Origin of the sequence: Escherichia sp. E1130 (assembly GCF_005781065.1) — a bacterium.
Taxonomy (GTDB): domain Bacteria; phylum Pseudomonadota; class Gammaproteobacteria; order Enterobacterales; family Enterobacteriaceae; genus Escherichia.
In genome coordinates this window covers 573,947-598,021 of sequence record NZ_VATL01000004.1, presented here as the reverse complement: position 1 = coordinate 598,021, position 24,075 = coordinate 573,947, and the positions used below count along the sequence as shown (strand labels likewise).

Here is a 24,075-nt window from a genome sequence, read left to right as displayed (position 1 = left end):
AGAGGTACGGTATATTCCGCGTTTTACAGGAGAATTTATGCTGCCCGACTCATCAGTCCGTTTAAATAAATACATCAGCGAAAGCGGAATTTGCTCACGCCGCGAAGCGGATCGCTACATCGAGCAAGGCAATGTGTTCCTTAATGGCAAGCGTGCCACCATTGGCGATCAGGTGAAACCCGGCGACGTTGTAAAAGTAAACGGTCAGTTGATTGAGCCACGGGAAGCCGAAGATTTGGTACTTATCGCCCTGAACAAGCCCGTCGGTATTGTCAGCACCACCGAAGATGGCGAGCGCGATAACATTGTCGATTTCGTTAACCACAGCAAACGCGTGTTCCCGATTGGACGCCTGGATAAAGACTCCCAGGGGCTGATTTTCCTCACCAACCACGGCGATCTGGTGAATAAGATCCTCCGCGCGGGTAACGATCATGAGAAAGAATATCTGGTGACGGTCGATAAACCGATTACCGAGGAGTTTATTCGCGGCATGAGTGCGGGGGTGCCAATCCTCGGGACAGTGACTAAAAAGTGCAAAGTCAAAAAAGAAGCGCCGTTTGTCTTCCGCATTACCCTGGTGCAGGGGCTGAACCGTCAGATCCGTCGCATGTGCGAGCACTTTGGCTACGAAGTGAAAAAGCTGGAACGTACGCGCATTATGAACGTCAGCTTAAGCGGCATTCCGCTGGGAGAATGGCGCGATTTAACCGACGACGAGCTTATCGATCTCTTTAAGCTCATTGAAAATTCCTCTTCCGAGGCGAAGCCCAAAGCGAAGGCCAAACCGAAAACGGCAGGCATCAAACGCCCGGTGGTGAAGGTAGAAAAAACGGCGGAGAAAGGTGGCCGCCCGGCATCAAACGGCAAGCGTTTCGCCTCGCCGGGGCGGAAGAAAAAAGGTCGTTAATCAGCGTTTGCCGCGCGTCGACGTATTTGCCGACCAACTGAATGATGCTTCAGGATCCGGTTTATAAGCCTGCTTTTTCTTCAACTGGCGGGCTTTTTTCGCTTCAGCCTCACGCTCAACCATTAATTTATCGATGTACTCTTTCTTAATGCTGTTGGTTTCGGCGTTGGTCAGCACGCGACCATGTGCAATACGCGCGCGATCCAGCAGCGTCTTCAGTTCGCGCTGTTCACGCTCAGTCATCTCTTTTTGAGTAATACGGGGGAGTGCCATGATGGTGCCCTCTGTTAATCGGATAGTTCAGTGTACGGGAATTTATTTGCAAGCAGAACTGATAAGATTCATTTGCCTTCTCTTTATTTTTATCTGCTTAGATAATTGGCGATAAATACAGATAAAAATTTAACGAAAATAAATGACCGCTAACTTATAAAATTTAATTAATTCTTTGTTATTCAATACGTTAAAGTTGTAATTTTACTTCTGGCCTGTTTTTCGCAATAACGCTATCTCATTGATAACATCTCTGTTTTCAGTGGTCTTGTTCGGGGTAGTTAATATCAAAGGATGAATCAAATGCCATTAAATGGAGTCAGTGCTGCGATGCGTGAACGGGTATCGCAGCAGTTAAAGGAAATTGAACGTCGCTATGGCGTGAAAGTGCTGTACGCCTGCGAATCGGGGAGTCGCGGCTGGGGATTTGCTTCGCCCGACAGCGATTACGATGTGCGGTTTTTGTATGTTCATCCGCTGGAATGGTATCTGCGGGTAGAGTCACCACGCGATGTTATCGAACTGCCTATCGACGACGAGTTAGATGTTTCCGGTTGGGAATGGCGCAAAGCGCTGGGATTGCTGAAAGGTGCGAACCCGACGCTAATTGAATGGCTGGATTCACCGGTGGTCTATCAACAAGATGAAGAAACGATAACGGCGCTTAAGGCAATGGTCCCAATGTGGTTTTCTCCGTTGCGTGCGCGTTGGCATTATTATTCGATGGCGCGGAAAAATTTTCGCGGTTATTTACAAGGCGACGAAGTGCGGCTGAAAAAATACTTTTATGTGCTGCGTCCGCTGCTGGCCGTGCGCTGGGTCGAAGCGGGAAAAGGCGTACCGCCAATGCGTTTTTCCGAATTGCTGGCGGGAAGTGAGTTGGATGCGGCCTTACGCGCAGAAATAGATGAGTTGCTGGAACGTAAACAGCGTGCGGGTGAAGCGGAATATGGCCCACGCCGTCCATTGCTACATGCGTTTATCCATGCGGAACTGGCGCGTGGGGAAATTCCGCCTGTGTTACCGGATAGTAGGGATGGTGATGCCAGGGAGCTGGATAGGTTGTTGATGGCGACAGTGATGGGAGAATAAATTCGGCCCGGCAAGTATCATCCGGGCCGCACTGTTTTTACTCAAACAAATTACTATGCAGTTTCTGCACCACCTGTTCCGCATCTTCGCCTGGCACCAGGAAGCACAGGTTATGGCTGGAAGCACCGTAGCAAATCATGCGAATGTTGAACGGTTCAAGTACGCCAAACACCTCTTTGCCAACACCACAGGCTTTTGACAGATCGTTACCAATCAGAGCCACCAGCGCCAGGCCTTCTTCCACTTCTACCCGGCACAGAGCTGAAAGCTCCATCAGCAGCGATTGTGTCAGCAACGTATCGCCAGTTGACGTTGAACCGGTAGTGTCGAGAGTTAATGCCACGCTCACTTCTGACGTAGTAATTAAATCCACCGAAATATTATGCCGTGCGAGAATGCCGAAAACCTCCGCGAGGAAGCCGCGAGAATGCAGCATATTCAGGCTATGCAGGGTTAATAGCGTTTGTTTGCGACGCAGAGCCAGCGCACGAAACAACGGCGGATTCTCGGTTTTATTACACACCAAAGTACCGCCAGCACGCGGATCTTTGCTTGAACCGACAAACACCGGGATATCGCTGCGAACTGCAGGCAGTAAGGTTGCCGGATGAAGTACTTTGGCACCAAAGGTTGCCATTTCAGCTGCTTCTTCAAAGGCGATTTCATCAATTCGTTTGGCATCAGGCACGACGCGTGGGTCGGTAGTATAAATCCCCGGCACATCTGTCCAGATATCGACGCGAGCAGCGTTTAACGCTTCTGCCAATAGTGCCGCCGTGTAGTCACTACCGCCGCGACCAAGCGTTGTGGTGCGCCCTTTACTTTCACTGCCAATAAAGCCCTGGGTGATGACTAAACCTTCGCTGAGACGTGGGGTTAGTTGCAGCGCAGACAGTTCTGCCAGCGCAGCAATATCTGGCTCCGCGCGGCCAAAGCGATCGTTTGTGCGCATCACTTTACGCACATCGAACCACTGGGCCTGAACATTGCGTTCACGCAGAATCTCCACAAACAGTAGGGTAGACATCAGTTCGCCGTGGCTGACCAGTTCATCAGTTAGTGCTGGAGAGGTTGCCAGTGCAGCAGCTTCGGCCAGGACGGTAATGTTCTCCAGCAAACGTTCAATCTCTTCACGGATGACGTTCGGGTAACGCAGGCGCTCCAGAATGGCGAACTGAATATTGCGAATGGCATCGAGTTTTTCGAAACGCTCAACCGGTTCCAGACCTTCAGCCAGTGCAACCAACAGATTGGTAATGCCCGCAGAAGCAGAAAGCACAACTAAACGCACATTCACATCAGAAAGCACAATGTCGGCGCTGCGGTTCATGGCGTCGAAATCAGCCACGCTAGTACCACCAAATTTGGAGACAACAATATCGGGCATAACAACCTCGTGTCAGGGAATGAAAGAAGCGACCTTGGCACAAAGGCAAAACAGAAACCGGTGCAGGCGCAGACCGTATTTATAAATAAAAGGTGTAGGGGAGTGTGTCAACGCTGGGATTATGCGGATTATTCATGCAGCGGGCGTGGTCAGAAATTGTGCTTATAACGTCTACACTTTTTATCCTCTTCAGTGGTTAGCTGAGCTAACGGCACTAAAACCATCACATTTTTCTGTGACTGGCGCTACAATCTTCCACAGTCACAATTCTCAATATCAGAAGAGTATTGCTAATGAAAAACATCAATCCAACGCAGACCGCGGCCTGGCAGGCACTACAGAAACACTTCGATGAAATGAAAGACGTTACGATCGCCGATCTTTTTGCTAAAGACGGCGATCGTTTTTCTAAGTTCTCCGCAACCTTCGACGATCAGATGCTGGTGGATTACTCCAAAAACCGCATCACTGAAGAGACGCTGGCGAAATTACAGGATCTGGCGAAAGAGTGCGATCTGGCGGGCGCGATTAAGTCGATGTTCTCTGGCGAGAAGATCAACCGCACCGAAAACCGTGCCGTACTGCACGTGGCGCTGCGTAACCGTAGCAATACCCCGATTCTGGTTGATGGCAAAGATGTTATGCCGGAAGTCAACGCGGTGCTGGAGAAGATGAAAACCTTCTCAGAAGCGATTATTTCTGGTGAGTGGAAAGGCTATACCGGCAAAGCCATCACCGACGTGGTGAACATTGGGATCGGCGGTTCTGACCTCGGCCCGTACATGGTGACCGAAGCACTGCGCCCTTACAAAAACCACCTGAACATGCACTTTGTTTCTAACGTTGATGGTACTCACATCGCGGAAGTGCTGAAAAAAGTAAACCCGGAAACCACGCTGTTCCTGGTAGCATCTAAAACCTTCACCACTCAGGAAACTATGACCAACGCCCATAGCGCGCGTGACTGGTTCCTGAAAGCGGCAGGTGATGAAAAACACGTTGCGAAACACTTTGCGGCGCTCTCCACCAATGCCAAAGCCGTTGGCGAGTTTGGTATTGATACCGCCAACATGTTCGAGTTCTGGGACTGGGTCGGCGGCCGTTACTCTTTGTGGTCAGCGATTGGCCTGTCGATTGTTCTCTCCATCGGCTTTGATAACTTCGTTGAACTGCTTTCTGGCGCACACGCGATGGACAAGCATTTCTCCACTACGCCTGCCGAGAAAAACCTGCCTGTACTGCTGGCGCTGATTGGCATCTGGTACAACAATTTCTTTGGCGCGGAAACTGAAGCGATTCTGCCGTACGACCAGTATATGCACCGTTTCGCGGCGTACTTCCAGCAGGGCAATATGGAATCCAACGGTAAGTATGTTGACCGTAACGGTAACGTGGTGGATTACCAGACTGGCCCGATTATCTGGGGTGAACCAGGCACTAACGGTCAGCATGCGTTCTACCAGCTGATCCACCAGGGAACCAAAATGGTACCGTGCGATTTCATCGCTCCGGCTATCACCCATAACCCACTCTCTGATCATCACCAGAAACTGCTGTCTAACTTCTTCGCTCAGACCGAGGCTCTGGCGTTTGGTAAATCCCGTGAAGTGGTTGAGCAGGAATATCGCGATCAGGGTAAAGATCCGGCAACGCTTGACTACGTGGTGCCGTTCAAAGTGTTCGAAGGTAACCGCCCGACCAACTCCATCCTGCTGCGTGAAATCACTCCGTTCAGCCTGGGTGCGTTGATTGCGCTGTATGAGCACAAAATCTTTACTCAGGGCGTGATCCTGAACATCTTCACCTTCGACCAGTGGGGCGTTGAACTGGGTAAACAGCTGGCGAACCGTATTCTGCCAGAGCTGAAAGATGATAAAGAAATCAGCAGCCACGATAGCTCGACCAATGGTCTGATTAACCGCTATAAAGCGTGGCGCGGTTAATCATCGTGCATGCATGATGCCGATATGTACATCGTATTCGGCAATTAATACATAGCACGATTGATTAAATAACCTTAATAACAATGCCGACTATAAGTCGGCATTGTTTTATCAGATAAATCCCCTTGTCGGAGATTTAACGAAAATCATACCGTGAGGTTAATCCTAAAATAGATTTTTAGTCTGTAATGATTTCGGAAAATACGCAGATCAATCACTTTTTATTTTATTTTAACTTAATGATTTTTAATCTTATTTATATATAAGTTGTAGCTTATATTTGATATTCATTCCAATTATCCTAAAACCCCATCACTAATTCCCCGCGCCGTAATTCGCATGCTTTAGTTGTGTATACTCGATCCCGCCCGAAATGTTTTTGGGTAAATCTCCATTCATTCAATGAAGGGAAATTGTTATGAAAAAAGTTCTGTATGGCATTTTTGCCATATCTGCGCTTGCGGCGACTTCTGCGTGGGCTGCACCTGTACAGGTGGGCGAAGCGGCAGGGTCGGCAGCAACGTCGGTTTCAGCGGGTAGTTCCTCCGCGACCAGCGTCAGCACCGTAAGCTCGGCGGTGGGTGTCGCGCTCGCGGCAACCGGTGGCGGTGATGGTTCTAATACCGGGACCACCACAACCACGACCACCAGTACCCAGTAATAACGTATGTATCCCCAAAATAATTCAGTATGACGGGGATTAACCATAACCACACTCCGGTGTGGTTATTCTGCCCCTCTGGAGAAGAGTCGTGAAGCGACCTGCACTCATTCTTATCTGCCTGTTATTACAGGCCTGTTCAGCCACGACTAAAGAGCTGGGCAATTCACTGTGGGACAGTCTGTTTGGTACGCCAGGCGTACAGCTGACGGACGATGATATCCAAAATATGCCCTACGCCAGCCAGTACATGCAGCTTAATGGCGGTCCACAATTATTTGTCGTTTTGGCCTTCGCTGAAGACGGACAACAAAAATGGGTCACTCAGGATCAGGCCACTCTCGTTACACAACATGGGCGTCTGGTGAAAACTTTGCTTGGCGGCGACAACCTGATTGAAGTGAATAACCTTGCCGCCGACCCGCTGATTAAACCCGCACAAATTGTTGATGGTGCAACATGGACGCGCACGATGGGCTGGACCGAGTACCAGCAGGTACGCTACGCCACCGCACGCTCAGTCTTCAAATGGGATGGCACCGATACCGTCAAAGTCGGCAGCGATGAAACTCCGGTTCGCGTGCTGGACGAAGAGGTCTCCACCGACCGGGCGCGCTGGCATAACCGCTACTGGATCGACAGCGAAGGGCAAATTCGCCAGTCGGAACAGTATCTCGGCGCGGATTATTTCCCGGTGAAAACCACTCTCATCAAGGCGGCAAAACAATGATTAAAAAAACTATTGTCGCGTTGCTTTTGAGTGTGGGAGCGTCATCGGTCTTCGCGGCGGGAACCGTCAAGGTATTCAGCAATGGCAGCAGTGAGGCCAAAACGCTGACGGGTGCAGAGCATTTAATCGATCTGGTAGGCCAACCTCGACTGGCAAACAGCTGGTGGCCCGGTGCGGTGATTAGCGAAGAGCTGGCAACGGCGGCAGCATTGCGTCAGCAGCAGGCGTTGCTGACACGGCTGGATGAACAAGCCGCAGATTCCAGCGCCGACGATGCCGCCGCCATTAACGCCTTACGCCAGCAAATTCAGGCGTTGAAAGTGACGGGCAGGCAAAAAATCAAACTTGATCCCGATATCGTCCGCGTTGCTGAACGCGGTAACCCGCCGTTGCAGGGCAACTACACGCTGTGGGTCGGACCACCGCCGTCCACGGTCACATTGTTCGGGCTTATCAGCCGTCCTGGCAATCAGCCATTCACTCCCGGTCGCGACGTGGCGAGCTATCTCTCCGGGCAAAGTCTGCTTAGCGGTGCGGATCGCAGCTACGCGTGGGTGGTTTACCCGGACGGACGCACGCAAAAAGCGCCGGTGGCTTACTGGAACAAGCGTCACGTAGAGCCAATGCCCGGCAGCATTATTTATGTTGGCCTCGCGGATTCTGTCTGGAGTAAGACGCCCGACGCCCTTAACGCAGACATTCTTCAGACCCTGACGCAGCGGATACCCCAATAATGAAAAAAAGACATCTGCTTAGCTTACTGGCGCTGGGCATTAGCACGGCTTGCTACGGCGAAACGTATCCAGCGCCCATTGGCCCGTCGCAATCGGATTTCGGTGGCGTAGGACTGTTACAAACGCCCACCGCCCGCATGGCGCGGGAAGGGGAGTTGAGCCTGAACTATCGCGATAACGATCAGTACCGTTATTACTCAGCTTCCGTGCAACTCTTCCCGTGGCTGGAAACAACGCTGCGCTACACCGACGTGCGCACCCGGCAGTACAGCAGCGTCGAAGCGTTCTCTGGTGATCAAACGTATAAAGATAAAGCCTTCGATCTCAAACTGCGTTTGTGGGAAGAGAGTTACTGGATGCCGCAAGTGGCGGTTGGTGCGCGGGATATCGGCGGTACGGGGCTGTTTGATGCGGAATATCTTGTTGCCAGCAAAGCCTGGGGGCCGTTCGATTTTACGCTCGGCCTGGGCTGGGGATATCTGGGCACCAGCGGTAATGTGAAAAATCCGCTCTGTTCAGCCAGTGATAAATATTGCTATCGCGATAACAGCTACAAACAGGCGGGATCTATCGACGGCAGCCAGATGTTCCACGGCCCGACCTCACTGTTTGGCGGCGTGGAATACCAGACGCCCTGGCAACCGCTGCGTCTGAAACTGGAGTATGAAGGCAATAATTATCAGCAGGATTTTGCCGGAAAGCTGGAGCAAAAAAGTAAGTTTAACGTCGGGGCGATTTATCGCGTTACCGATTGGGCCGACGTTAACCTTAGCTATGAACGTGGCAACACTTTTATGTTTGGCGTCACGCTGCGCACCAACTTTAACGATCTGCGCCCGTCTTACAACGATAACGCCCGCCCGCAATATCAACCGCAGCCACAGGATGCCATTTTGCAGCATTCGGTGGTGGCGAATCAGTTAACGCTGTTGAAATACAACGCCGGACTGGCCGATCCGCAGATCCAGGCGAAAGGCGATACACTGTATGTTACTGGCGAGCAGGTGAAGTATCGTGATTCGCGCGAAGGGATCATTCGTGCTAATCGGATCGTGATGAACGATCTGCCGGAGGGGATCAAGACGATCCGCGTTACGGAAAATCGCCTTAACATGCCGCAGGTGACGACGGAAACCGATGTCGCCAGCTTGAAAAATCATCTCGCCGGAGAGCCGCTGGGCCACGAAACGAAGCTGGCGCAAAAACGCGTCGAGCCAGTGGTTCCGAAGTCCACCGAGCAGGGCTGGTATATCGACAAATCGCGCTTTGATTTCCATATCGATCCGGTGCTGAACCAGTCGGTCGGTGGCCCGGAAAACTTTTACATGTATCAGCTGGGCGTGATGGGAACGGCGGATTTGTGGCTGACGGACCATCTGCTCACCACCGGTAGCCTGTTTGCTAACCTTGCCAACAATTACGACAAGTTTAACTACACCAATCCACCGCAGGACTCACACTTACCGCGTGTTCGTACCCATGTGCGCGAGTATGTGCAGAACGATGTCTATGTGAATAACCTGCAAGCCAACTACTTCCAGCATCTGGGCAACGGCTTCTACGGTCAGGTCTACGGCGGCTATCTCGAAACCATGTTTGGCGGTGCGGGGGCAGAGGTGTTGTATCGCCCCCTGGACAGCAACTGGGCGTTTGGTCTGGATGCCAACTACGTTAAACAGCGCGACTGGCGTAGCGCAAAAGATATGATGAAATTCACCGATTACAGTGTGAAAACCGGACATCTGACCGCGTACTGGACGCCATCTTTCGCCCAGGACGTGTTGGTGAAAGCGAGTGTCGGGCAGTATCTGGCAGGGGATAAAGGCGGCACGCTGGAGATCGCCAAACGCTTTGATAGCGGCGTGGTGGTGGGTGGCTATGCCACGATCACTAATGTTTCGAAAGAGGAGTACGGCGAAGGGGACTTCACCAAAGGTGTGTATGTCTCTGTACCGCTGGATCTCTTCTCGTCTGGCCCGACACGTAGCCGTGCGGCAATTGGCTGGACGCCGCTGACGCGTGACGGGGGTCAGCAACTTGGGCGTAAGTTCCAGTTGTATGATATGACCAGCGACCGTAGCGTGAATTTCCGCTAAGTCATGGGAAAGGTGCCAGTTTTCGCAATCACTGGCACCCTCATTCTTAATGGCCTGTTGAGCCATCAGGAACGCAGTTCACCCCCGGTTTGCGATCTGGTGTGTAAAGGCGAAAACATTCTGTCTTCCTGTCCGTCGATATGGGTTGCAGGTCTGGTTGCCTGAGCGACTGGGCCATCATTGGGCTGGAGACATTGCTTTGCGATAGGTCGGCTTTATCAGCAGTACCGAGCGGACCGGCATAAGCAGGAAGAACAGAGACTGATAACATCAAAGCAGCAAAATAAGGCTTCATTTTTACCACCTTTATCAGGTTACGTTTCATTTGTTCCAGAGGAACATTGTCGATTTTTCGCGCATTATTGGTGGCTGAGAATCACCTGAATGGGTGATTTTTGCATTACCGGCTTTGGTGCGGTTTGCCTTGCCGGATGCGCGCCCCAAATCCAGGTTGAACAAAACATACACAAAAAATATAGATCTCCGTCACATTTTTACGTTATACAGGAAGCTCGCCACTGTGAAGGAGGTACTGCTATGACGTCACTCTCTCGCCCGCGCGTGGAGTTTATCTCCACCATTTTGCAGACCGTACTCAATCTTGGCCTGCTGTGTCTCGGCCTGATTTTGGTTGTCTTCCTTGGCAAAGAAACGGTGCATCTGGCTGATGTGCTGTTCGCGCCAGAACAAACCAGCAAATATGAGCTGGTGGAAGGACTGGTGGTTTACTTTCTCTATTTCGAATTTATCGCGCTGATTGTGAAGTACTTTCAGTCCGGTTTTCACTTCCCGCTGCGTTACTTTGTCTATATCGGGATCACCGCCATTGTGCGCTTGATCATCGTCGATCATAAATCGCCACTGGATGTGTTGATCTACTCGGCAGCGATCCTGTTGCTGGTGATCACCCTGTGGTTATGTAATTCGAAACGGCTGAAGCGGGAGTAAAAAAGAGGCGCTCCGAAGAGCGCCGAATAACAGTCACAAGTTAGGATAACGTAAGTTGAGGGTCTAGCGGCATAACATTGGCAGAACATTGGCAGAACAACATCTTTAACCTTTCACACCACCTGCCGTCAGGCCGTTAACCAGCCAGCGTTGAGCCAGCAAGAAGACGATGGTGATGGGTAATGCAGACATCACGGCAGCGGCAGCAAAGTCGCCCCACAGGTAGTTTTGCGGGTTGAGGTATTGCTGCATACCCACGGCCAGGGTGTAACTGTTCACGTCACGCAGTAACAACGACGCGACCGGAACTTCGGTAATGGCAGCGATAAACGACAGGATGAACACCACCGCCAGAATCGGTACAGATAATGGCAACAGGACGAGGCGGAAAGCTTGCCACGGTGTCGCACCATCCAGCGCCGCCGCTTCTTCCAGCGAGCTGTCGATGGTTTCGAAATAGCCTTTAATCGTCCAGACGTGCAGCGCAATCCCCCCCAGGTACGCGAAGATCACGCCACCGTGAGTATTCAGGCCGATGAACGGAATGTATTCACCCAGACGATCAAACAACGCATACAACGCCACCAGTGAGAGTACTGCCGGGAACATCTGGAAAATCAGCATCCCTTTCAGCAGCGTCGCTTTGCCAGGGAAGCGCATACGGGCGAAGGCATAAGCGCAGGTGGTGGAGAGCGCCACAATACCAATCGCGGAAATACCGGCGACCTTTACCGAGTTCCACAGCCACAGCAGTACCGGGAATGGCGGTGGCGTAATGCGGCCATCCGCCTGTTCAACGCTAAAACCTAACGCCAGTTTCCAGTGATCCCACGAGATTTGCTCCGGGATCAGGCTACCGGTCGCGAAGTTCCCCTGGCGCAGCGAGATGGCGACGACCATCAGCAGCGGGAACATAATTGCCGCGATAAAAAGTAGTAGTAGCAGGTGAGTAATAAACAAACGTGCTTTTTGCGATTTCGGTTGGACCATTGCCATTTTTGTTATCTCCCTTAATCAAACTTCATTCGCGTGGCTTTCAGGTTCACTATCGCCAGCGCACCCACCAGCAGGAAGATCAGCGTGGCAATCGCCGCCGCCAGACCGAAGTCCTGACCCCCGCCGCCTTCAAAAGCGATACGGTAGGTGTAGTTAACGAGCAGGTCGGTATAACCGGCTGGCGTGGTCGTGCCAAGACGATCCGGGCCGCCGTTGGTCAACAGTTGAATCAGCACGAAGTTATTAAAGTTAAAGGCGAAGCTGGCGATCATCAGCGGTGTGAGCGGCTTAATCAGCAGCGGTAGCGTAATCTTAAAGAAGTTCTGGAACGGACCTGCGCCATCCATCGCTGAGGCCTCATACAGATCGTCGGGAATCGCTTTCAGTAAGCCCATGCAGAGGATCATCATATACGGATAACCCAGCCAGGTGTTGACGATAATCAGCATCGTTCTGGCGGTGGTTGGATCGCTGAACCAGGCGGGCTTCACACCAAACAGCGCGCTCAACATCATGTTGATTTCACCAAAGCTCTGGTTGAACAATCCTTTGAAAATCAAAATTGAAATAAACGATGGCACCGCGTAGGGCAGAATCAGCAGGACGCGATAGACAGCTTTGCCGCGTAACGCTTCCCACTGCACCAGACACGCCAGCACCATGCCGACCGCCACCGTTAAAAAGACGGTGATAAGTGAGAACACTACGGTCCAGACGAAAATTGCAAGGAACGGTTTTTGGATCCCTTCGTCGGTGAAGACGCGGGTAAAGTTTTTCCAGCCAGTAGTCACGGTATAACCCGGGCTGAGTTTTTCGTCACCCCAGTTGCCGTCAGCAGTGATGGACTGGTAAAAACCAATCTGGTCGTTTGGACGATATTTTACGCCACTCTGGTTATTGGTCAGCGTACCGTCATCGCCTAATGTGTACAGCGGCTGAGTGCCGGAGAACTGGCGCAGGGAGCTCATCATCACTTTGTTGCCATCCGGCAGAATGGCGGTAATGTTGCTCAGGGCTTGACGATTCTGGGTAATCACGCGCAGATTCGCACGCTCGCCTTCAGGCTGCGTGGCCGTTTCTTTCAGTTGCAGTTTTTGCTCGCCGCCAAATTTAAAGGCGTCGGAGAGATAATTTTTGCCGGTTTCGCCGTCGGTGAGCGCCAGTTGCCACTCATCACCAGCGGGATAAAGACCAAAGTTATAGGTTTTCCCTGCCTGCCAGGCGCGGTCCAACAGAACTTCCTGAGCGCGTTCAAAGGTAAGCTGGTTGGTGCTGCTGTAGTTGGTGAAGGCGATGGCGATGGTGCAGACCAGAGGGAAGAGGACGAATAGCCCCATCCCGGCCATTCCCGGGTAGACATAGCGCCAGGCGTAGGCTTTACGATTGGCGAAAATATAGAGCCCCGCTGAGCTCAAAATTAGCGTGGTAATGGCGAACAGGTATTCCCCTTGTGCGTACATTAAAACAACAAGGTAACCCACCAGCAGGCCGAGCAGACCTAACACTGACCATTTCAGCGCGTCGCTTTGCCACCAATGTTTCTTTTTAATGACATCCATGGGGTTCTTCCTCATTCCAGGACAGATAAGGCGTTTACGCCGCATCCGGCAACAACTGCCTGATGCGACGCTGGTGCGTCTTATCAGGCCTACATACGTTTCGGCTTCGTAGGCCGGATAAGGCGTTTACGCCGCATCCGGCATTTCAGGCATTACTTAGTGATACGACCCTGTGCATCTTTTAGCGCGGCATCAACGGTCTGACGACCACTGGCTGCGTTGATTACTGCGGTACGCACGGCATACCAGAAGGCGGACATCTGCGGGATGTTCGGCATGATTTCACCGTTCTTGGCGTTATCCATGGTGGCGGCGATGCGTTGATCTTTCGCCAGCTGATCCTGGTAAGACTTCAGCGCCACGGCACCCAGCGGTTTGTCTTTATTCACCGCTTCCAGACCTTCGTCGGTCAGCAGGTAGTTTTCGAGGAACTCTTTCGCCAGCTCTTTGTTCGGACTGGCCGCGTTAATGCCTGCGCTCAGCACGCCAACGAACGGTTTGGACGGTTGTCCCTTGAAGGTTGGCAGCATCGTCACACCGTAGTTCACTTTGCTGGTGTCGATGTTAGACCATGCCCACGGACCATTAATGGTCATCGCAGTTTCACCTTTGTTAAAGGCTGCCTCTGCAATGGAGTAGTCAGTATCCGCATTCATGTGTTTGTTTTTAATCAGATCAACCAGGAAGGTCAGACCCGCTTTCGCGCCAGCGTTATCCACGCCAACGTCTTTCACGTTGTATTTGTCGTTTTCATACTTGAACGCATAACCACCGTCGGCAGCAATCAGCGGCCAGGTAAAGTACGGTTCTTGCAGGTTGAACATCATCGCGCTCTTACCTTTCGCTTTCAGTTCTTTATCCAGCGCCGGGATCTCTTCCCAGGTTTTTGGCGGGTTCGGCAGCAGATCTTTGTTATAAATCAGCGATAACGCTTCAACGGCAACCGGGTAAGCAATGAGTTTGCCGTTAAAACGCACGGCATCCCAGGTGAATGGATAAATCTTGTCCTGGAGCGCTTTGTCCGGAGAGATTTCAGCTAACAGACCAGACTGGGCATAGCCGCCAAAGCGGTCGTGCGCCCAGAAGATGATGTCCGGACCATCGCCAGTTGCCGCAACCTGGGGGAATTTCTCTTCCAGCTTATCCGGATGCTCAACGGTGACTTTAATTCCGGTATCTTTCTCGAATTTCTTACCGACTTCAGCAAGGCCGTTGTAGCCTTTATCGCCGTTGATCCAGATTACCAGCTTACCTTCTTCGATTTTGGCGAGAGCCGAGGCGGAAAACATCATCGTCGTTAAAACAGATAATGCGAGGATGCGTGCACCTGTTTTTATTTTCATAATCTCTGGTCCTTGTTGGTGAAGTGCTTGTGAAAACGCCTAAACGGACTCTAGTTTCTTTATACGGCAACCTCTTTCCATCCTCCTTGCCCCTACGCCCCACCTTCGTTTTGTGTGATCCATGTCGCAGAAATGGCAGTATTGCGGGAGGGCGCACACAAAATCGCCATGTTTTTTGCAAGCAACATCACGAATTTCCTTACTTTCCTTCGGATTAGTACGCAGACACCACCTTCTCATCCTCCCGCCTCCTCCCCCATAAAAAAGCCTGGGGGTGGAGGATTTAAGCTATCTGTCGATCAAGCATAGTCACCGCATCATGAATGTTGCTGTCGATGACAGGTTGTAACGAAGGGAGAAGGGCATGGCGAGCGTACAGCTGCAAAATGTAACGAAGGCCTGGGGGGATGTGGTGGTATCGAAAGATATCAACCTCGAGATCCACGAAGGTGAGTTCGTGGTGTTTGTCGGGCCATCTGGCTGCGGTAAATCAACGTTACTGCGCATGATTGCCGGTCTTGAGACGATCACCAGCGGCGACCTGTTCATCGGTGAGAAACGAATGAACGATACCCCGCCAGCAGAACGCGGCGTCGGCATGGTGTTCCAGTCCTATGCGCTCTATCCCCATCTGTCAGTGGCAGAAAACATGTCCTTTGGCCTGAAACTGGCGGGCGTGAAGAAAGAGGTGATCAACCAGCGCGTTAACCAGGTGGCGGAAGTACTGCAACTGGCGCACTTGCTTGATCGCAAACCGAAGGCACTCTCTGGCGGGCAGCGTCAGCGAGTGGCGATTGGTCGTACTCTGGTGGCAGAGCCAAGCGTATTTTTACTTGATGAACCGCTATCCAACCTTGACGCTGCGCTGCGTGTGCAGATGCGTATCGAAATCTCCCGCCTGCATAAACGTCTGGGCCGCACGATGATTTACGTCACCCACGATCAGGTCGAAGCGATGACGCTGGCCGATAAAATCGTGGTGCTGGATGCCGGGCGCGTGGCGCAGGTCGGGAAACCTCTCGAACTGTATCACTATCCGGCAGACCGCTTTGTCGCAGGTTTTATTGGTTCGCCGAAAATGAACTTCCTGCCGGTAAAAGTGACCGCCGTTGCAATCGATCAAGTCCAGGTTGAGCTGCCGATGCCAAACCTCCAGCAAGTCTGGCTTCCGGTTGAAAGCCACAACGTTCAGGTCGGAGCCAACATGTCACTGGGCATTCGCCCGGAACATCTACTGCCAAGTGATATCGCCGACGTCATCCTTGAAGGTGAAGTTCAGGTCGTCGAGCAACTCGGCAACGAAACCCAAATTCATATCCAGATCCCTTCCATTCGTCAAAACCTGGTGTACCGCCAGTCTGACGTGGTGTTGGTAGAAGAAGGTGCCACATTCGCTATCGGCCTGCCGCCAGAGCGTTGCCATCTGTTCCGTGAGGATGGCACTGCATGTCGTCGACTGCATCAGGAGCCGGGCGTTTAAGCACCCAACAAAAGACACAAAACCTGTGACAGGTGATGTGAAAAAAGAAAAGCAATGACTCAGGAGATAGAATGATGATTACTCTGCGCAAACTTCCTCTGGCGGTTGCCGTCGCAGCGGGCGTAATGTCTGCTCAGGCAATGGCTGTGGATTTCCACGGTTACGCTCGTTCCGGTATCGGCTGGACAGGGAGTGGCGGTGAACAACAGTGTTTCCAGACCACTGGTGCTCAAAGTAAATACCGTCTTGGCAACGAATGTGAAACTTATGCTGAATTAAAATTGGGTCAGGAAGTGTGGAAAGAGGGCGATAAGAGCTTCTATTTCGACACTAACGTGGCCTATTCCGTCGCGCAACAGAATGACTGGGAAGCCACTGATCCGGCCTTCCGTGAAGCGAACGTGCAGGGTAAAAACCTGATTGAATGGCTGCCTGGTTCCACCATCTGGGCGGGTAAGCGTTTCTATCAACGTCATGACGTTCATATGATCGACTTCTACTACTGGGATATTTCTGGTCCTGGTGCCGGTCTGGAAAACATCGATGTTGGCTTCGGTAAGCTCTCTCTGGCTGCAACCCGCTCTTCTGAAGCAGGTGGTTCTTCCTCGTTCGCCAGCAACAATATCTATGACTACACCAACGAAACTGCGAACGATGTCTTCGACGTGCGTTTAGCGCAGATGGAAATCAACCCAGGCGGTACGTTAGAACTGGGTGTCGACTACGGTCGCGCTAACCTGCGTGATAACTATCGTCTGGTTGATGGCGCATCGAAAGACGGTTGGTTATTCACTGCTGAACATACTCAGAGCATCCTGAAGGGCTTCAACAAGTTTGTTGTTCAGTACGCAACTGACTCGATGACCTCGCAGGGTAAAGGTCTGTCACAGGGCTCTGGCGTCGCGTTTGATAACGAACACTTTGCCTACAACATCAACAACAACGGTCACATGCTGCGTATTCTTGATCATGGTGCGATCTCGATGGGCGACAACTGGGACATGATGTACGTGGGTATGTATCAGGACATCAACTGGGATAACGATAACGGCACCAAGTGGTGGACCGTCGGTATTCGCCCGATGTACAAGTGGACGCCAATCATGAGCACCTTGATGGAGATCGGCTACGACAACGTCGAATCCCAGCGCACTGGCGACAAAAACAATCAGTACAAAATTACCCTCGCACAACAATGGCAGGCTGGCGACAGCATCTGGTCACGCCCGGCTATTCGTGTCTTCGCAACCTACGCCAAGTGGGATGAGAAATGGGGCTATGACTACAACGGTAGTTCCTCTTCCAACCCGAACTACGGTAAAGCCGTTCCGGCGAGCTTCGAAGGTGGTAGCTTCGGTCGCGGTGATAGCGACGAGTGGACCTTCGGCGCCCAGATGGAAATCTGGTGGTAATAGCAATGTGCATGCCGGATAAGGCGTTTACGCCGCATCCGGCATAAAAACACGTTGCCATTATCTATAAGGGCGCAAGCCCCTCTGATTATCGGTTTAGCGCGCTATTGCCTGGCTACCGCTGAACTCCAGATTTTGAGGTGAAAACAATGAAAATGAATAAAAGTCTCATCGCCCTCTGTTTATCAGCAGGGTTGCTGGCGAGCGCGCCTGGAATTAGCCTCGCCGACGTCAACTACGTACCGCAAAACACCAGTGACGCGCCTGCCATTCCATCTGCTGCGCTGCAACAATTAACCTGGACACCCGTCGATCAATCCAAAACTCAGACTACCCAGTTAGCGACTGGCGGCCAACGGTTGAACGTTCCTGGTATCAGTGGCCCGGTTGCGGCATACAGCGTTCCGGCAAACATTGGCGAACTGACCCTTACGCTGACCAGCGAAGTGAACAAACAAACCAGTGTATTTGCGCCGAACGTGCTGATTCTTGATCAGAGCATGACGCCATCTGCCTTCTTCCCCAGCAGTTATTTCACTTACCAGGAACCTGGCGTAATGAGCGCAGATCGTCTGGAAGGGGTGATGCGCCTGACACCAGCGTTGGGGCAGCAAAAACTGTATGTTCTGGTCTTTACCACGGAAAAAGATCTCCAGCAGACGACGCAACTGCTCGACCCGGCAAAAGCCTATGCCAAAGGTGTCGGTAACTCGGTGCCAGATATTCCAGATCCGGTTGCCCGTCATACCACTGATGGCCTGCTGAAACTGAAAGTGAAAACCAACTCCAGCTCCAGTGTGCTGGTGGGACCGTTATTTGGTTCTTCCGCCCCAGCTCCGGTTACGGTAGGCAACACGGCGGCACCAACCGTGGCTGCATCCGCTCCGGCGCCAGCGAAGAAAAGCGAACCGATGCTCAACGACACGGAAAGTTATTTTAATACCGCGATCAAAAACGCTGTCGCGAAAGGTGATGTTGATAAGGCGTTAAAACTGCTTGATGAAGCTGAACGCCTGGGATCGACATCTGCCCGTTCCACCTTTATCAGCAGTGTAAAAGGCAAGGGGTAAGTACGCCCCACAGTGCTGATTTTGCAACAACTGGTGCGTCTTCGGGCGCACCTTTTTTTCTCCCCCCCCAGTGATTGTTGCGTTTTTGTTGCGTATTAGATCACTTAATATGCTTTACATCTCCCGTTATCGCTTTTCTGCGATACAATGCCTTTACGTTATGTAACGGAGAGTTCGGCATGTCACACCCCGCGTTAACGCAACTGCGTGCGCTGCGCTATTTTGCAGAGATTCCTGCGCTGGAACCGCAACTGCTCGACTGGTTGTTGCTGGAAGATTCCATGACTAAACGTTTTGAACAGCAGGGAAAAACGGTGAGCGTAACGATGATCCGCGAAGGGTTTGTCGAGCAGAATGAAATCCCCGAAGAATTACCGCTGCTGCCGAAAGAGCCCCGTTACTGGTTACGAGAAATATTGTTATGTGCTGATGGTGAACCCTGGCTCGCCGGGCGTACCGTCGTTCCTGTGTCAACGTTAAGTGGCCCCGAGCTGGCGTTACAAAAATTAGGTAAAACGCCGTTAGGCCGCTATCTGTTCACATCATCGACATTAACCCGGGACTTTATTGAGATAGGCCGTGATGCCGGATTGTGGGGGCGACGTTCCCGCCTGCGATTAAGCGGTAAGCCACTGCTGCTGACCGAGCTATTTTTACCGGCGTCACCGTTGTACTAAGAGGAAAAAAATATGGAGTGGAGTCTGACGCAAAATAAGCTGCTGGCGTTTCACCGCTTAATGCGTACGGATAAGCCAATTGGCGCGTTACTGCTGCTCTGGCCAACGTTGTGGGCGCTGTGGGTGGCGACCCCAGGTGTTCCCCAACTCTGGATCCTGGCGGTGTTTGTCGCAGGCGTCTGGCTGATGCGCGCCGCCGGTTGCGTGGTGAATGACTATGCTGACCGTAAGTTTGACGGCCATGTTAAGCGCACGGCAAACCGACCACTTCCCAGCGGTGCGGTTACGGAGAAAGAGGCGCGAACGCTATTTGTGGTGCTGGTGCTGCTTTCGTTCTTACTGGTATTGACACTGAACACGATGACCATTCTGTTGTCGATTGCCGGACTGGCGCTGGCGTGGGTTTACCCGTTTATGAAGCGGTATACCCATTTACCGCAAGTGGTGCTGGGGGCGGCGTTTGGTTGGTCGATTCCAATGGCTTTTGCCGCTGTGAGTGAATCAGTGCCGTTAAGCTGCTGGCTGATGTTCCTTGCCAATATTCTGTGGGCGGTGGCTTATGACACGCAATATGCGATGGTCGACCGTGACGATGACGTGAAGATTGGCATTAAATCCACCGCAATCCTGTTCGGCCAATACGATAAGTTGATTATCGGTATTTTGCAGATTGGCGTACTGGCGCTGATGGCAATCATCGGTGAGTTAAATGGCTTAGGCTGGGGATATTACTGGTCAATTCTGGTGGCTGGCGCGCTGTTTGTTTATCAACAAAAACTGATTGCCAACCGCGAGCGTGAAGCCTGCTTTAAAGCATTTATGAATAATAACTATGTTGGCCTGGTGCTGTTTTTAGGGCTGGCAATGAGTTACTGGCATTTCTGATGATGTAAAAAAGCCGGATGATCATCCGGCTTTCTTCTGGGCTGCCTGATGCGCTGCGTTTATCAGGCCTACACAATAAATCGCAATTTATTGAATTTGCAGATTATGGTCGGCCGGATAAGGCGTTTGCGCCGCATCCGGCAACTCTCACCGATTACCCTTCGCTTTGCGTCGCACTCTCAATCGTCAAACGTACATCTGACGTAATCAACTCCGCCAGCAACTGATAGACCTTCATCGTCTCTGCCGGTTCGGCGTCGCCGCTGTCGCTGATATACCCTTCATCACGCAGCGTCAGTACCAGAGAACTGAATACTGCTTTGTCGAAGAACTCTGGCGCGTTGATGCCGTGAAGCACGGAGAGACGTTGCGCCACGGTGCGGCTCTCTTTCTCCAGCGTACCGCGGTTGATCGACGGGTTGGCGCTCAGCAGCCAGAAAGTGATGGCATAACGTTGCAGCGTTTCGCGCGCGCCTGCGGCCAGCAACTGAAGCGTGCGGGAATGCGCTGGGTTGATATGCAATTCATCATCTTGCAGCGTAATCAGCCCCTGACGTTGCATTTCATTCGCCAGCGCATCAATAACGCCCGGCAACTCGTCGCGCTCCCAGCGCAGGAACAGCTCCGCTTTCAGCATCGGATACAGCACATTGACGTGCTCCATCAATACGTCGCGGGAGATGTGGCGATGCTGGGTGACAATTGCCGCCATCAGCGAAGGCAGCACCAACATATGCGCAATGTTGTTGCGATAGTAGGTCATCAGCACTGCTTGCTCGCGCGGCAGAATGATGATGTCGCCGATCGTATCCTTCTCAACTTCAAACTTGTTCATCTGCAGCGCGTGATCGATAAGCTCGCTGGCACTGGCTGAAGGAACGGTAGAGTCCGTGGAGTAAGGCACGTTGCGCATCAAATCCAGATAGCAGTTGAGTTGCTCGGTTAACTGCTCGCGGGTGAGTGAGCGCTGACGTGACGCCAGCAGCGCAGTACAGCACAGGTTCATGGCGTTTGCGGCGCCCGCGTTGTTAATGCGTACCATCAGATCGGCTGCAATGTTATTGACCGTCGGCGTTAACCAGGCCGGACGCACCGCTTCGATGGGGTCGATAGATTCACGCCAGTCTGGCACGTGCTGGTTAAGGTAGGTCATCAACGGCATTGGTTCACCGAAGTTGACATAGCCCTGACCGAGATTACGCAGCTTGCTTAAACCGCGCAGCATCTGCAGCAGGCTCTCTTTCTCTTTCGTTGCCCCGCGCAGTTCTTTGGCGTAAGTACCCACTTCCATGACGTGCTCATAACCGATGTAGATCGGAATTAACGTAATCGGACGTGTGCCGCCACGCAGCATCGCCTGAATGGTCATCGACAGCGTACCGGTTTTCGGGTCCAGCAAACGGCCTGTACGCGAACGACCGCCTTCCACAAAGTACTCGACGGAATAACCACGGCTGAACAGTTCGCCGAGATACTCACGGAAAACCGTGGAATAGAGCTTATTGCCTTTAAACGTACGGCGAATAAAGAACGCACCCAGACGGCGGAAAATCGGCCCGGCAGGCCAGAAATTCAGGTTGATCCCGGCGGCGATATGCGGCGGCACCAGCCCCTGGTGATACAGCACGTAAGAAAGCAGCAGGTAGTCCATGTGGCTGCGGTGGCAAGGCACATACACCAGCTCATGACCGTCGTGGGCCAACTGGCGAACGCGCTCGGCGTTATGGACGTTGATGCCCTGATAAAGTCGGTTCCAGGTGAAGCCCAGAATACGGTCAGTCAGGCGGATCATCTCGTAAGAGAAGTTCGCAGCAATCTCTTCCATCAGTGCAATAGCATTCTGCTGCGCTTTTTCATGGGAGATTTTTTTGCTGCGCGCTTCGTCTTCTACCGCTTTGGCAATGGCGCGGGAGGCGAGCAGTTTGTTAAACAGATCCTGACGAGCTGGCAGGCGCGGCCCTACGGCAGCCAGACGCTGGCGGGCAAAGTGCATACGCGCCACGCGCGCCAGTTTTTGGGCGATGGTTTTATCCGTGCCGTGTTCATCCGCCATACGGCGCAGCGAAACTGACGGAGAAAAACGCACAAAGCTGTCGCGGCCGAGCCATAGCACGGCGAAAAATTTCTGTACGCCGTTGAGCATGCGCAGTGGCGGGTTAACTTCACCTTTTTCACGCCCCGGCGCACGACCAAACATCACCGATACCGGCACCATCTGCACATCCAGATTTGGGTTGCTGCGGTGCAGATCGAGATAGTCGTGGAACAGCTTAATAGACTCTTCTTTCGGTGTGTAATAGGTGAAAACACGCGGCCCGCCATGAATAAACACATAGCGCGGTAGTAACGTGCCGTCTATTTCCAGCGGCTCTAATGGGTCAGGCAGGTCGTGCGCCAGGCACTGGGCGCGCAACGTCAGCAAATCCGCTTTTGAGTTGTACGGTAAAACGTACATAATTGGACGAGAGGTATCGAGTCCCAGTTCCGGGGCAGGATCTGCCGGAATAGACTTGCTTTTTACCAGGATGCTTAATGGTAAATTCAGTAATTTGTAGTAAATTCGTGGCCAGCCGGACATAAACGATGTAAAGCCTCTGGTTAATAATGCAAATGCGCGGGAAGGATAGCAGAAAGTCATGGGAAATTCTGTGGTATCCGCTCATGTTTCGCGCGACGTTACGCTAACCGTAATCTTCGGATTCAACGGTACACTGATATTGACGCTCATAATGTAAAAAGGTTCTTTCGATGGCCAATAATACCACTGGATTCACCCGAATTATCAAAGCTGCTGGCTATTCCTGGAAAGGTTTACGTGCCGCATGGATCAACGAAGCGGCATTCCGTCAGGAAGGTGTCGCGGTATTGTTGGCAGTTGTTATTGCCTGTTGGCTGGATGTGGATGCAATAACCCGAGTATTGCTTATTAGTTCTGTCATGCTGGTGATGATTGTGGAAATTCTCAATAGTGCCATCGAAGCGGTGGTTGACCGTATTGGCTCTGAATACCATGAGCTTTCCGGGCGGGCGAAAGATATGGGCTCTGCCGCGGTGCTGATCGCTATTATCGTCGCCGTGATTACCTGGTGCATTCTGTTATGGTCGCATTTTGGATAACCCTTCCAGAATTCGATAAATCTCTGGTTTATTGTGTAGTTTATGGTTCCAAAATCACCTTTTGCTGTATATACTCACAGCATAACTGTATATACACCCAGGGGGCGGAATGAAAGCGTTAACGGCCAGGCAACAAGAGGTGTTTGATCTCATCCGTGATCACATCAGCCAGACAGGTATGCCGCCGACGCGTGCGGAAATCGCGCAGCGTTTGGGGTTCCGTTCCCCAAATGCGGCAGAAGAACATCTGAAGGCGCTGGCACGCAAAGGCGTTATTGAAATTGTTTCCGGCGCATCGCGCGGGATTCGTCTGTTGCAGGAAGAGGAAGAAGGGTTGCCGCTGGTGGGTCGTGTGGCTGCCGGTGAACCGCTTCTGGCGCAGCAGCATATTGAAGGTCATTATCAGGTCGATCCTTCCCTGTTCAAACCGAATGCCGATTTCCTGCTGCGCGTCAGTGGGATGTCGATGAAAGATATCGGCATTATGGACGGCGACTTGCTGGCAGTGCATAAAACCCAGGATGTGCGTAATGGTCAGGTCGTTGTCGCGCGTATAGATGACGAAGTTACCGTTAAGCGTCTGAAAAAACAGGGTAATAAAGTCGAACTTCTGCCAGAAAATAGCGAGTTTAAACCCATTGTCGTTGACCTTCGTCAGCAGAGCTTCAGCATTGAAGGGCTGGCGGTTGGTGTTATTCGCAACGGCGACTGGCTGTAATCTATCTCTGATACCGCGATGCCGCCTGGCATCGCGGTTTGTTT

At 52.1% G+C, this 24,075-nt stretch carries 22 protein-coding genes; 15 read left to right on the top strand and 7 right to left on the bottom strand.

From position 1 onward, the window contains the following. Positions 1–37 precede the first annotated feature (37 nt). The gene (rluF, locus tag FEK66_RS05635; RefSeq protein WP_130218604.1) at positions 38–910 is read left to right on the top strand and encodes a 23S rRNA pseudouridine(2604) synthase RluF; all 873 of its coding nucleotides are present in this window, start codon (positions 38–40) and stop codon (positions 908–910) included. On the opposite strand, the gene FEK66_RS05630 is transcribed toward rluF, so the two are convergent. After that, positions 911–1,183, bottom strand: coding sequence for a DUF3811 domain-containing protein (locus tag FEK66_RS05630; RefSeq protein ID WP_001207629.1), 273 nt, complete (start codon positions 1,181–1,183; stop codon positions 911–913). A gap of 303 nt (positions 1,184–1,486) precedes the next feature. On the opposite strand from FEK66_RS05630, the gene FEK66_RS05625 reads away from it, so the two are divergent. Then, positions 1,487–2,275: a nucleotidyltransferase domain-containing protein gene (locus tag FEK66_RS05625; protein WP_135495171.1), complete on the top strand. Its 789-nt coding sequence runs from the start codon at positions 1,487–1,489 to the stop codon at positions 2,273–2,275. Positions 2,276–2,312: 37 nt separating this feature from the next. Here FEK66_RS05625 and lysC read toward each other — a convergent pair whose 3' ends face one another. Continuing rightward, the gene (lysC, locus tag FEK66_RS05620) at positions 2,313–3,662 is read right to left on the bottom strand and encodes a lysine-sensitive aspartokinase 3 (protein ID WP_130224367.1); all 1,350 of its coding nucleotides are present in this window, start codon (positions 3,660–3,662) and stop codon (positions 2,313–2,315) included. A 293-nt stretch (positions 3,663–3,955) separates the two neighbouring features. On the opposite strand from lysC, the gene pgi reads away from it, so the two are divergent. The 5 genes from pgi to FEK66_RS05595 all read left to right on the top strand — a co-directional run bounded on the left by pgi (position 3,956) and on the right by FEK66_RS05595 (position 9,826). After that, positions 3,956–5,605 carry a glucose-6-phosphate isomerase gene (pgi, locus tag FEK66_RS05615; RefSeq protein ID WP_000789986.1) on the top strand — a complete coding sequence of 550 codons (1,650 nt, stop codon included), beginning with the start codon at positions 3,956–3,958 and terminating at the stop codon, positions 5,603–5,605. 418 nt (positions 5,606–6,023) lie between these two features. Then, entirely contained in the window at positions 6,024–6,266 is a 243-nt protein-coding gene (yjbE, locus tag FEK66_RS05610) for an exopolysaccharide production protein YjbE (protein ID WP_000757333.1), read from the top strand. A 91-nt stretch (positions 6,267–6,357) separates the two neighbouring features. After that, positions 6,358–6,996, top strand: a complete 639-nt coding sequence (locus tag FEK66_RS05605; RefSeq protein ID WP_135495170.1) for a YjbF family lipoprotein — start codon at positions 6,358–6,360, stop codon at positions 6,994–6,996. Then, positions 6,993–7,730, top strand: a complete 738-nt coding sequence (locus FEK66_RS05600) for a capsule biosynthesis GfcC family protein (protein ID WP_135495169.1) — start codon at positions 6,993–6,995, stop codon at positions 7,728–7,730. Before FEK66_RS05605 ends, FEK66_RS05600 begins: the two co-directional genes overlap by 4 nt. Then, the gene (locus FEK66_RS05595) at positions 7,730–9,826 is read left to right on the top strand and encodes a YjbH domain-containing protein (protein WP_135408630.1); all 2,097 of its coding nucleotides are present in this window, start codon (positions 7,730–7,732) and stop codon (positions 9,824–9,826) included. Before FEK66_RS05600 ends, FEK66_RS05595 begins: the two co-directional genes overlap by 1 nt. A gap of 46 nt (positions 9,827–9,872) precedes the next feature. Here FEK66_RS05595 and FEK66_RS05590 read toward each other — a convergent pair whose 3' ends face one another. Next, positions 9,873–10,151 carry a hypothetical protein gene (locus tag FEK66_RS05590; RefSeq protein ID WP_024187885.1) on the bottom strand — a complete coding sequence of 93 codons (279 nt, stop codon included), beginning with the start codon at positions 10,149–10,151 and terminating at the stop codon, positions 9,873–9,875. 212 nt (positions 10,152–10,363) lie between these two features. Here FEK66_RS05590 and psiE point away from each other — a divergent pair, with 212 nt between their 5' ends. Further along, positions 10,364–10,774 (top strand): phosphate-starvation-inducible protein PsiE, encoded by a 411-nt coding sequence (gene psiE / locus FEK66_RS05585; protein ID WP_000202902.1) that lies wholly within the window; start codon positions 10,364–10,366, stop codon positions 10,772–10,774. A gap of 105 nt (positions 10,775–10,879) precedes the next feature. Here psiE and malG read toward each other — a convergent pair whose 3' ends face one another. From malG to malE, 3 genes are all read right to left on the bottom strand, one after another. Next, the gene (gene malG / locus FEK66_RS05580; RefSeq protein ID WP_001252058.1) at positions 10,880–11,770 is read right to left on the bottom strand and encodes a maltose ABC transporter permease MalG; all 891 of its coding nucleotides are present in this window, start codon (positions 11,768–11,770) and stop codon (positions 10,880–10,882) included. A 14-nt stretch (positions 11,771–11,784) separates the two neighbouring features. Continuing rightward, on the bottom strand, positions 11,785–13,329 hold the full coding sequence (gene malF, locus FEK66_RS05575) for a maltose ABC transporter permease MalF (RefSeq protein WP_130224353.1): 1,545 nt from the start codon (positions 13,327–13,329) through the stop codon (positions 11,785–11,787). Positions 13,330–13,481: 152 nt separating this feature from the next. After that, on the bottom strand, positions 13,482–14,672 hold the full coding sequence (gene malE / locus FEK66_RS05570; protein ID WP_135495168.1) for a maltose/maltodextrin ABC transporter substrate-binding protein MalE: 1,191 nt from the start codon (positions 14,670–14,672) through the stop codon (positions 13,482–13,484). Positions 14,673–15,036: 364 nt separating this feature from the next. Here malE and malK point away from each other — a divergent pair, with 364 nt between their 5' ends. The 5 genes from malK to ubiA all read left to right on the top strand — a co-directional run bounded on the left by malK (position 15,037) and on the right by ubiA (position 20,196). After that, positions 15,037–16,152 (top strand): maltose/maltodextrin ABC transporter ATP-binding protein MalK, encoded by a 1,116-nt coding sequence (gene malK, locus FEK66_RS05565; RefSeq protein ID WP_135495167.1) that lies wholly within the window; start codon positions 15,037–15,039, stop codon positions 16,150–16,152. A gap of 71 nt (positions 16,153–16,223) precedes the next feature. Then, the gene (lamB, locus tag FEK66_RS05560; protein WP_130205783.1) at positions 16,224–17,564 is read left to right on the top strand and encodes a maltoporin LamB; all 1,341 of its coding nucleotides are present in this window, start codon (positions 16,224–16,226) and stop codon (positions 17,562–17,564) included. Positions 17,565–17,713: 149 nt separating this feature from the next. Next, complete coding sequence (malM, locus tag FEK66_RS05555) at positions 17,714–18,634, top strand: maltose operon protein MalM (RefSeq protein ID WP_135495166.1); 921 nt, start codon at positions 17,714–17,716, stop codon at positions 18,632–18,634. Between the two features lie 179 nt (positions 18,635–18,813). Beyond that, the gene (gene ubiC, locus FEK66_RS05550) at positions 18,814–19,311 is read left to right on the top strand and encodes a chorismate lyase (RefSeq protein WP_064525550.1); all 498 of its coding nucleotides are present in this window, start codon (positions 18,814–18,816) and stop codon (positions 19,309–19,311) included. A gap of 12 nt (positions 19,312–19,323) precedes the next feature. Then, a complete protein-coding gene (gene ubiA / locus FEK66_RS05545) occupies positions 19,324–20,196 on the top strand; it encodes a 4-hydroxybenzoate octaprenyltransferase (RefSeq protein ID WP_130205787.1) in 873 nt (290 codons plus the stop codon). 154 nt (positions 20,197–20,350) lie between these two features. Here the strand turns inward: ubiA and plsB are convergent, their stop codons facing one another. Beyond that, entirely contained in the window at positions 20,351–22,774 is a 2,424-nt protein-coding gene (gene plsB / locus FEK66_RS05540) for a glycerol-3-phosphate 1-O-acyltransferase PlsB (RefSeq protein ID WP_130206092.1), read from the bottom strand. 170 nt (positions 22,775–22,944) lie between these two features. Between plsB and dgkA the strand changes: the two genes are divergently transcribed. Beyond that, on the top strand, positions 22,945–23,313 hold the full coding sequence (gene dgkA, locus FEK66_RS05535) for a diacylglycerol kinase (protein ID WP_000002907.1): 369 nt from the start codon (positions 22,945–22,947) through the stop codon (positions 23,311–23,313). A gap of 109 nt (positions 23,314–23,422) precedes the next feature. Further along, a complete protein-coding gene (gene lexA / locus FEK66_RS05530; protein WP_064525560.1) occupies positions 23,423–24,031 on the top strand; it encodes a transcriptional repressor LexA in 609 nt (202 codons plus the stop codon). Positions 24,032–24,075: the final 44 nt, after the last annotated feature.

Bases quoted from the DNA above. Each gene is read 5' to 3' on its own strand.
- rluF (WP_130218604.1), top strand. From the start codon at position 38: ATGCTGCCCGACTCATCAGTCCGTTTAAATAAATACATCAGCGAAAGC.
- FEK66_RS05630 (WP_001207629.1), bottom strand. From the start codon at position 1,183: ATGGCACTCCCCCGTATTACTCAAAAAGAGATGACTGAGCGTGAACAG.
- FEK66_RS05625 (WP_135495171.1), top strand. From the start codon at position 1,487: ATGCCATTAAATGGAGTCAGTGCTGCGATGCGTGAACGGGTATCGCAG.
- lysC (WP_130224367.1), bottom strand. From the start codon at position 3,662: ATGCCCGATATTGTTGTCTCCAAATTTGGTGGTACTAGCGTGGCTGAT.
- pgi (WP_000789986.1), top strand. From the start codon at position 3,956: ATGAAAAACATCAATCCAACGCAGACCGCGGCCTGGCAGGCACTACAG.
- yjbE (WP_000757333.1), top strand. From the start codon at position 6,024: ATGAAAAAAGTTCTGTATGGCATTTTTGCCATATCTGCGCTTGCGGCG.
- FEK66_RS05600 (WP_135495169.1), top strand. From the start codon at position 6,993: ATGATTAAAAAAACTATTGTCGCGTTGCTTTTGAGTGTGGGAGCGTCA.
- FEK66_RS05595 (WP_135408630.1), top strand. From the start codon at position 7,730: ATGAAAAAAAGACATCTGCTTAGCTTACTGGCGCTGGGCATTAGCACG.
- FEK66_RS05590 (WP_024187885.1), bottom strand. From the start codon at position 10,151: ATGAAACGTAACCTGATAAAGGTGGTAAAAATGAAGCCTTATTTTGCT.
- psiE (WP_000202902.1), top strand. From the start codon at position 10,364: ATGACGTCACTCTCTCGCCCGCGCGTGGAGTTTATCTCCACCATTTTG.
- malG (WP_001252058.1), bottom strand. From the start codon at position 11,770: ATGGCAATGGTCCAACCGAAATCGCAAAAAGCACGTTTGTTTATTACT.
- malF (WP_130224353.1), bottom strand. From the start codon at position 13,329: ATGGATGTCATTAAAAAGAAACATTGGTGGCAAAGCGACGCGCTGAAA.
- malE (WP_135495168.1), bottom strand. From the start codon at position 14,672: ATGAAAATAAAAACAGGTGCACGCATCCTCGCATTATCTGTTTTAACG.
- malK (WP_135495167.1), top strand. From the start codon at position 15,037: ATGGCGAGCGTACAGCTGCAAAATGTAACGAAGGCCTGGGGGGATGTG.
- lamB (WP_130205783.1), top strand. From the start codon at position 16,224: ATGATGATTACTCTGCGCAAACTTCCTCTGGCGGTTGCCGTCGCAGCG.
- malM (WP_135495166.1), top strand. From the start codon at position 17,714: ATGAAAATGAATAAAAGTCTCATCGCCCTCTGTTTATCAGCAGGGTTG.
- ubiC (WP_064525550.1), top strand. From the start codon at position 18,814: ATGTCACACCCCGCGTTAACGCAACTGCGTGCGCTGCGCTATTTTGCA.
- ubiA (WP_130205787.1), top strand. From the start codon at position 19,324: ATGGAGTGGAGTCTGACGCAAAATAAGCTGCTGGCGTTTCACCGCTTA.
- plsB (WP_130206092.1), bottom strand. From the start codon at position 22,774: ATGTCCGGCTGGCCACGAATTTACTACAAATTACTGAATTTACCATTA.
- dgkA (WP_000002907.1), top strand. From the start codon at position 22,945: ATGGCCAATAATACCACTGGATTCACCCGAATTATCAAAGCTGCTGGC.
- lexA (WP_064525560.1), top strand. From the start codon at position 23,423: ATGAAAGCGTTAACGGCCAGGCAACAAGAGGTGTTTGATCTCATCCGT.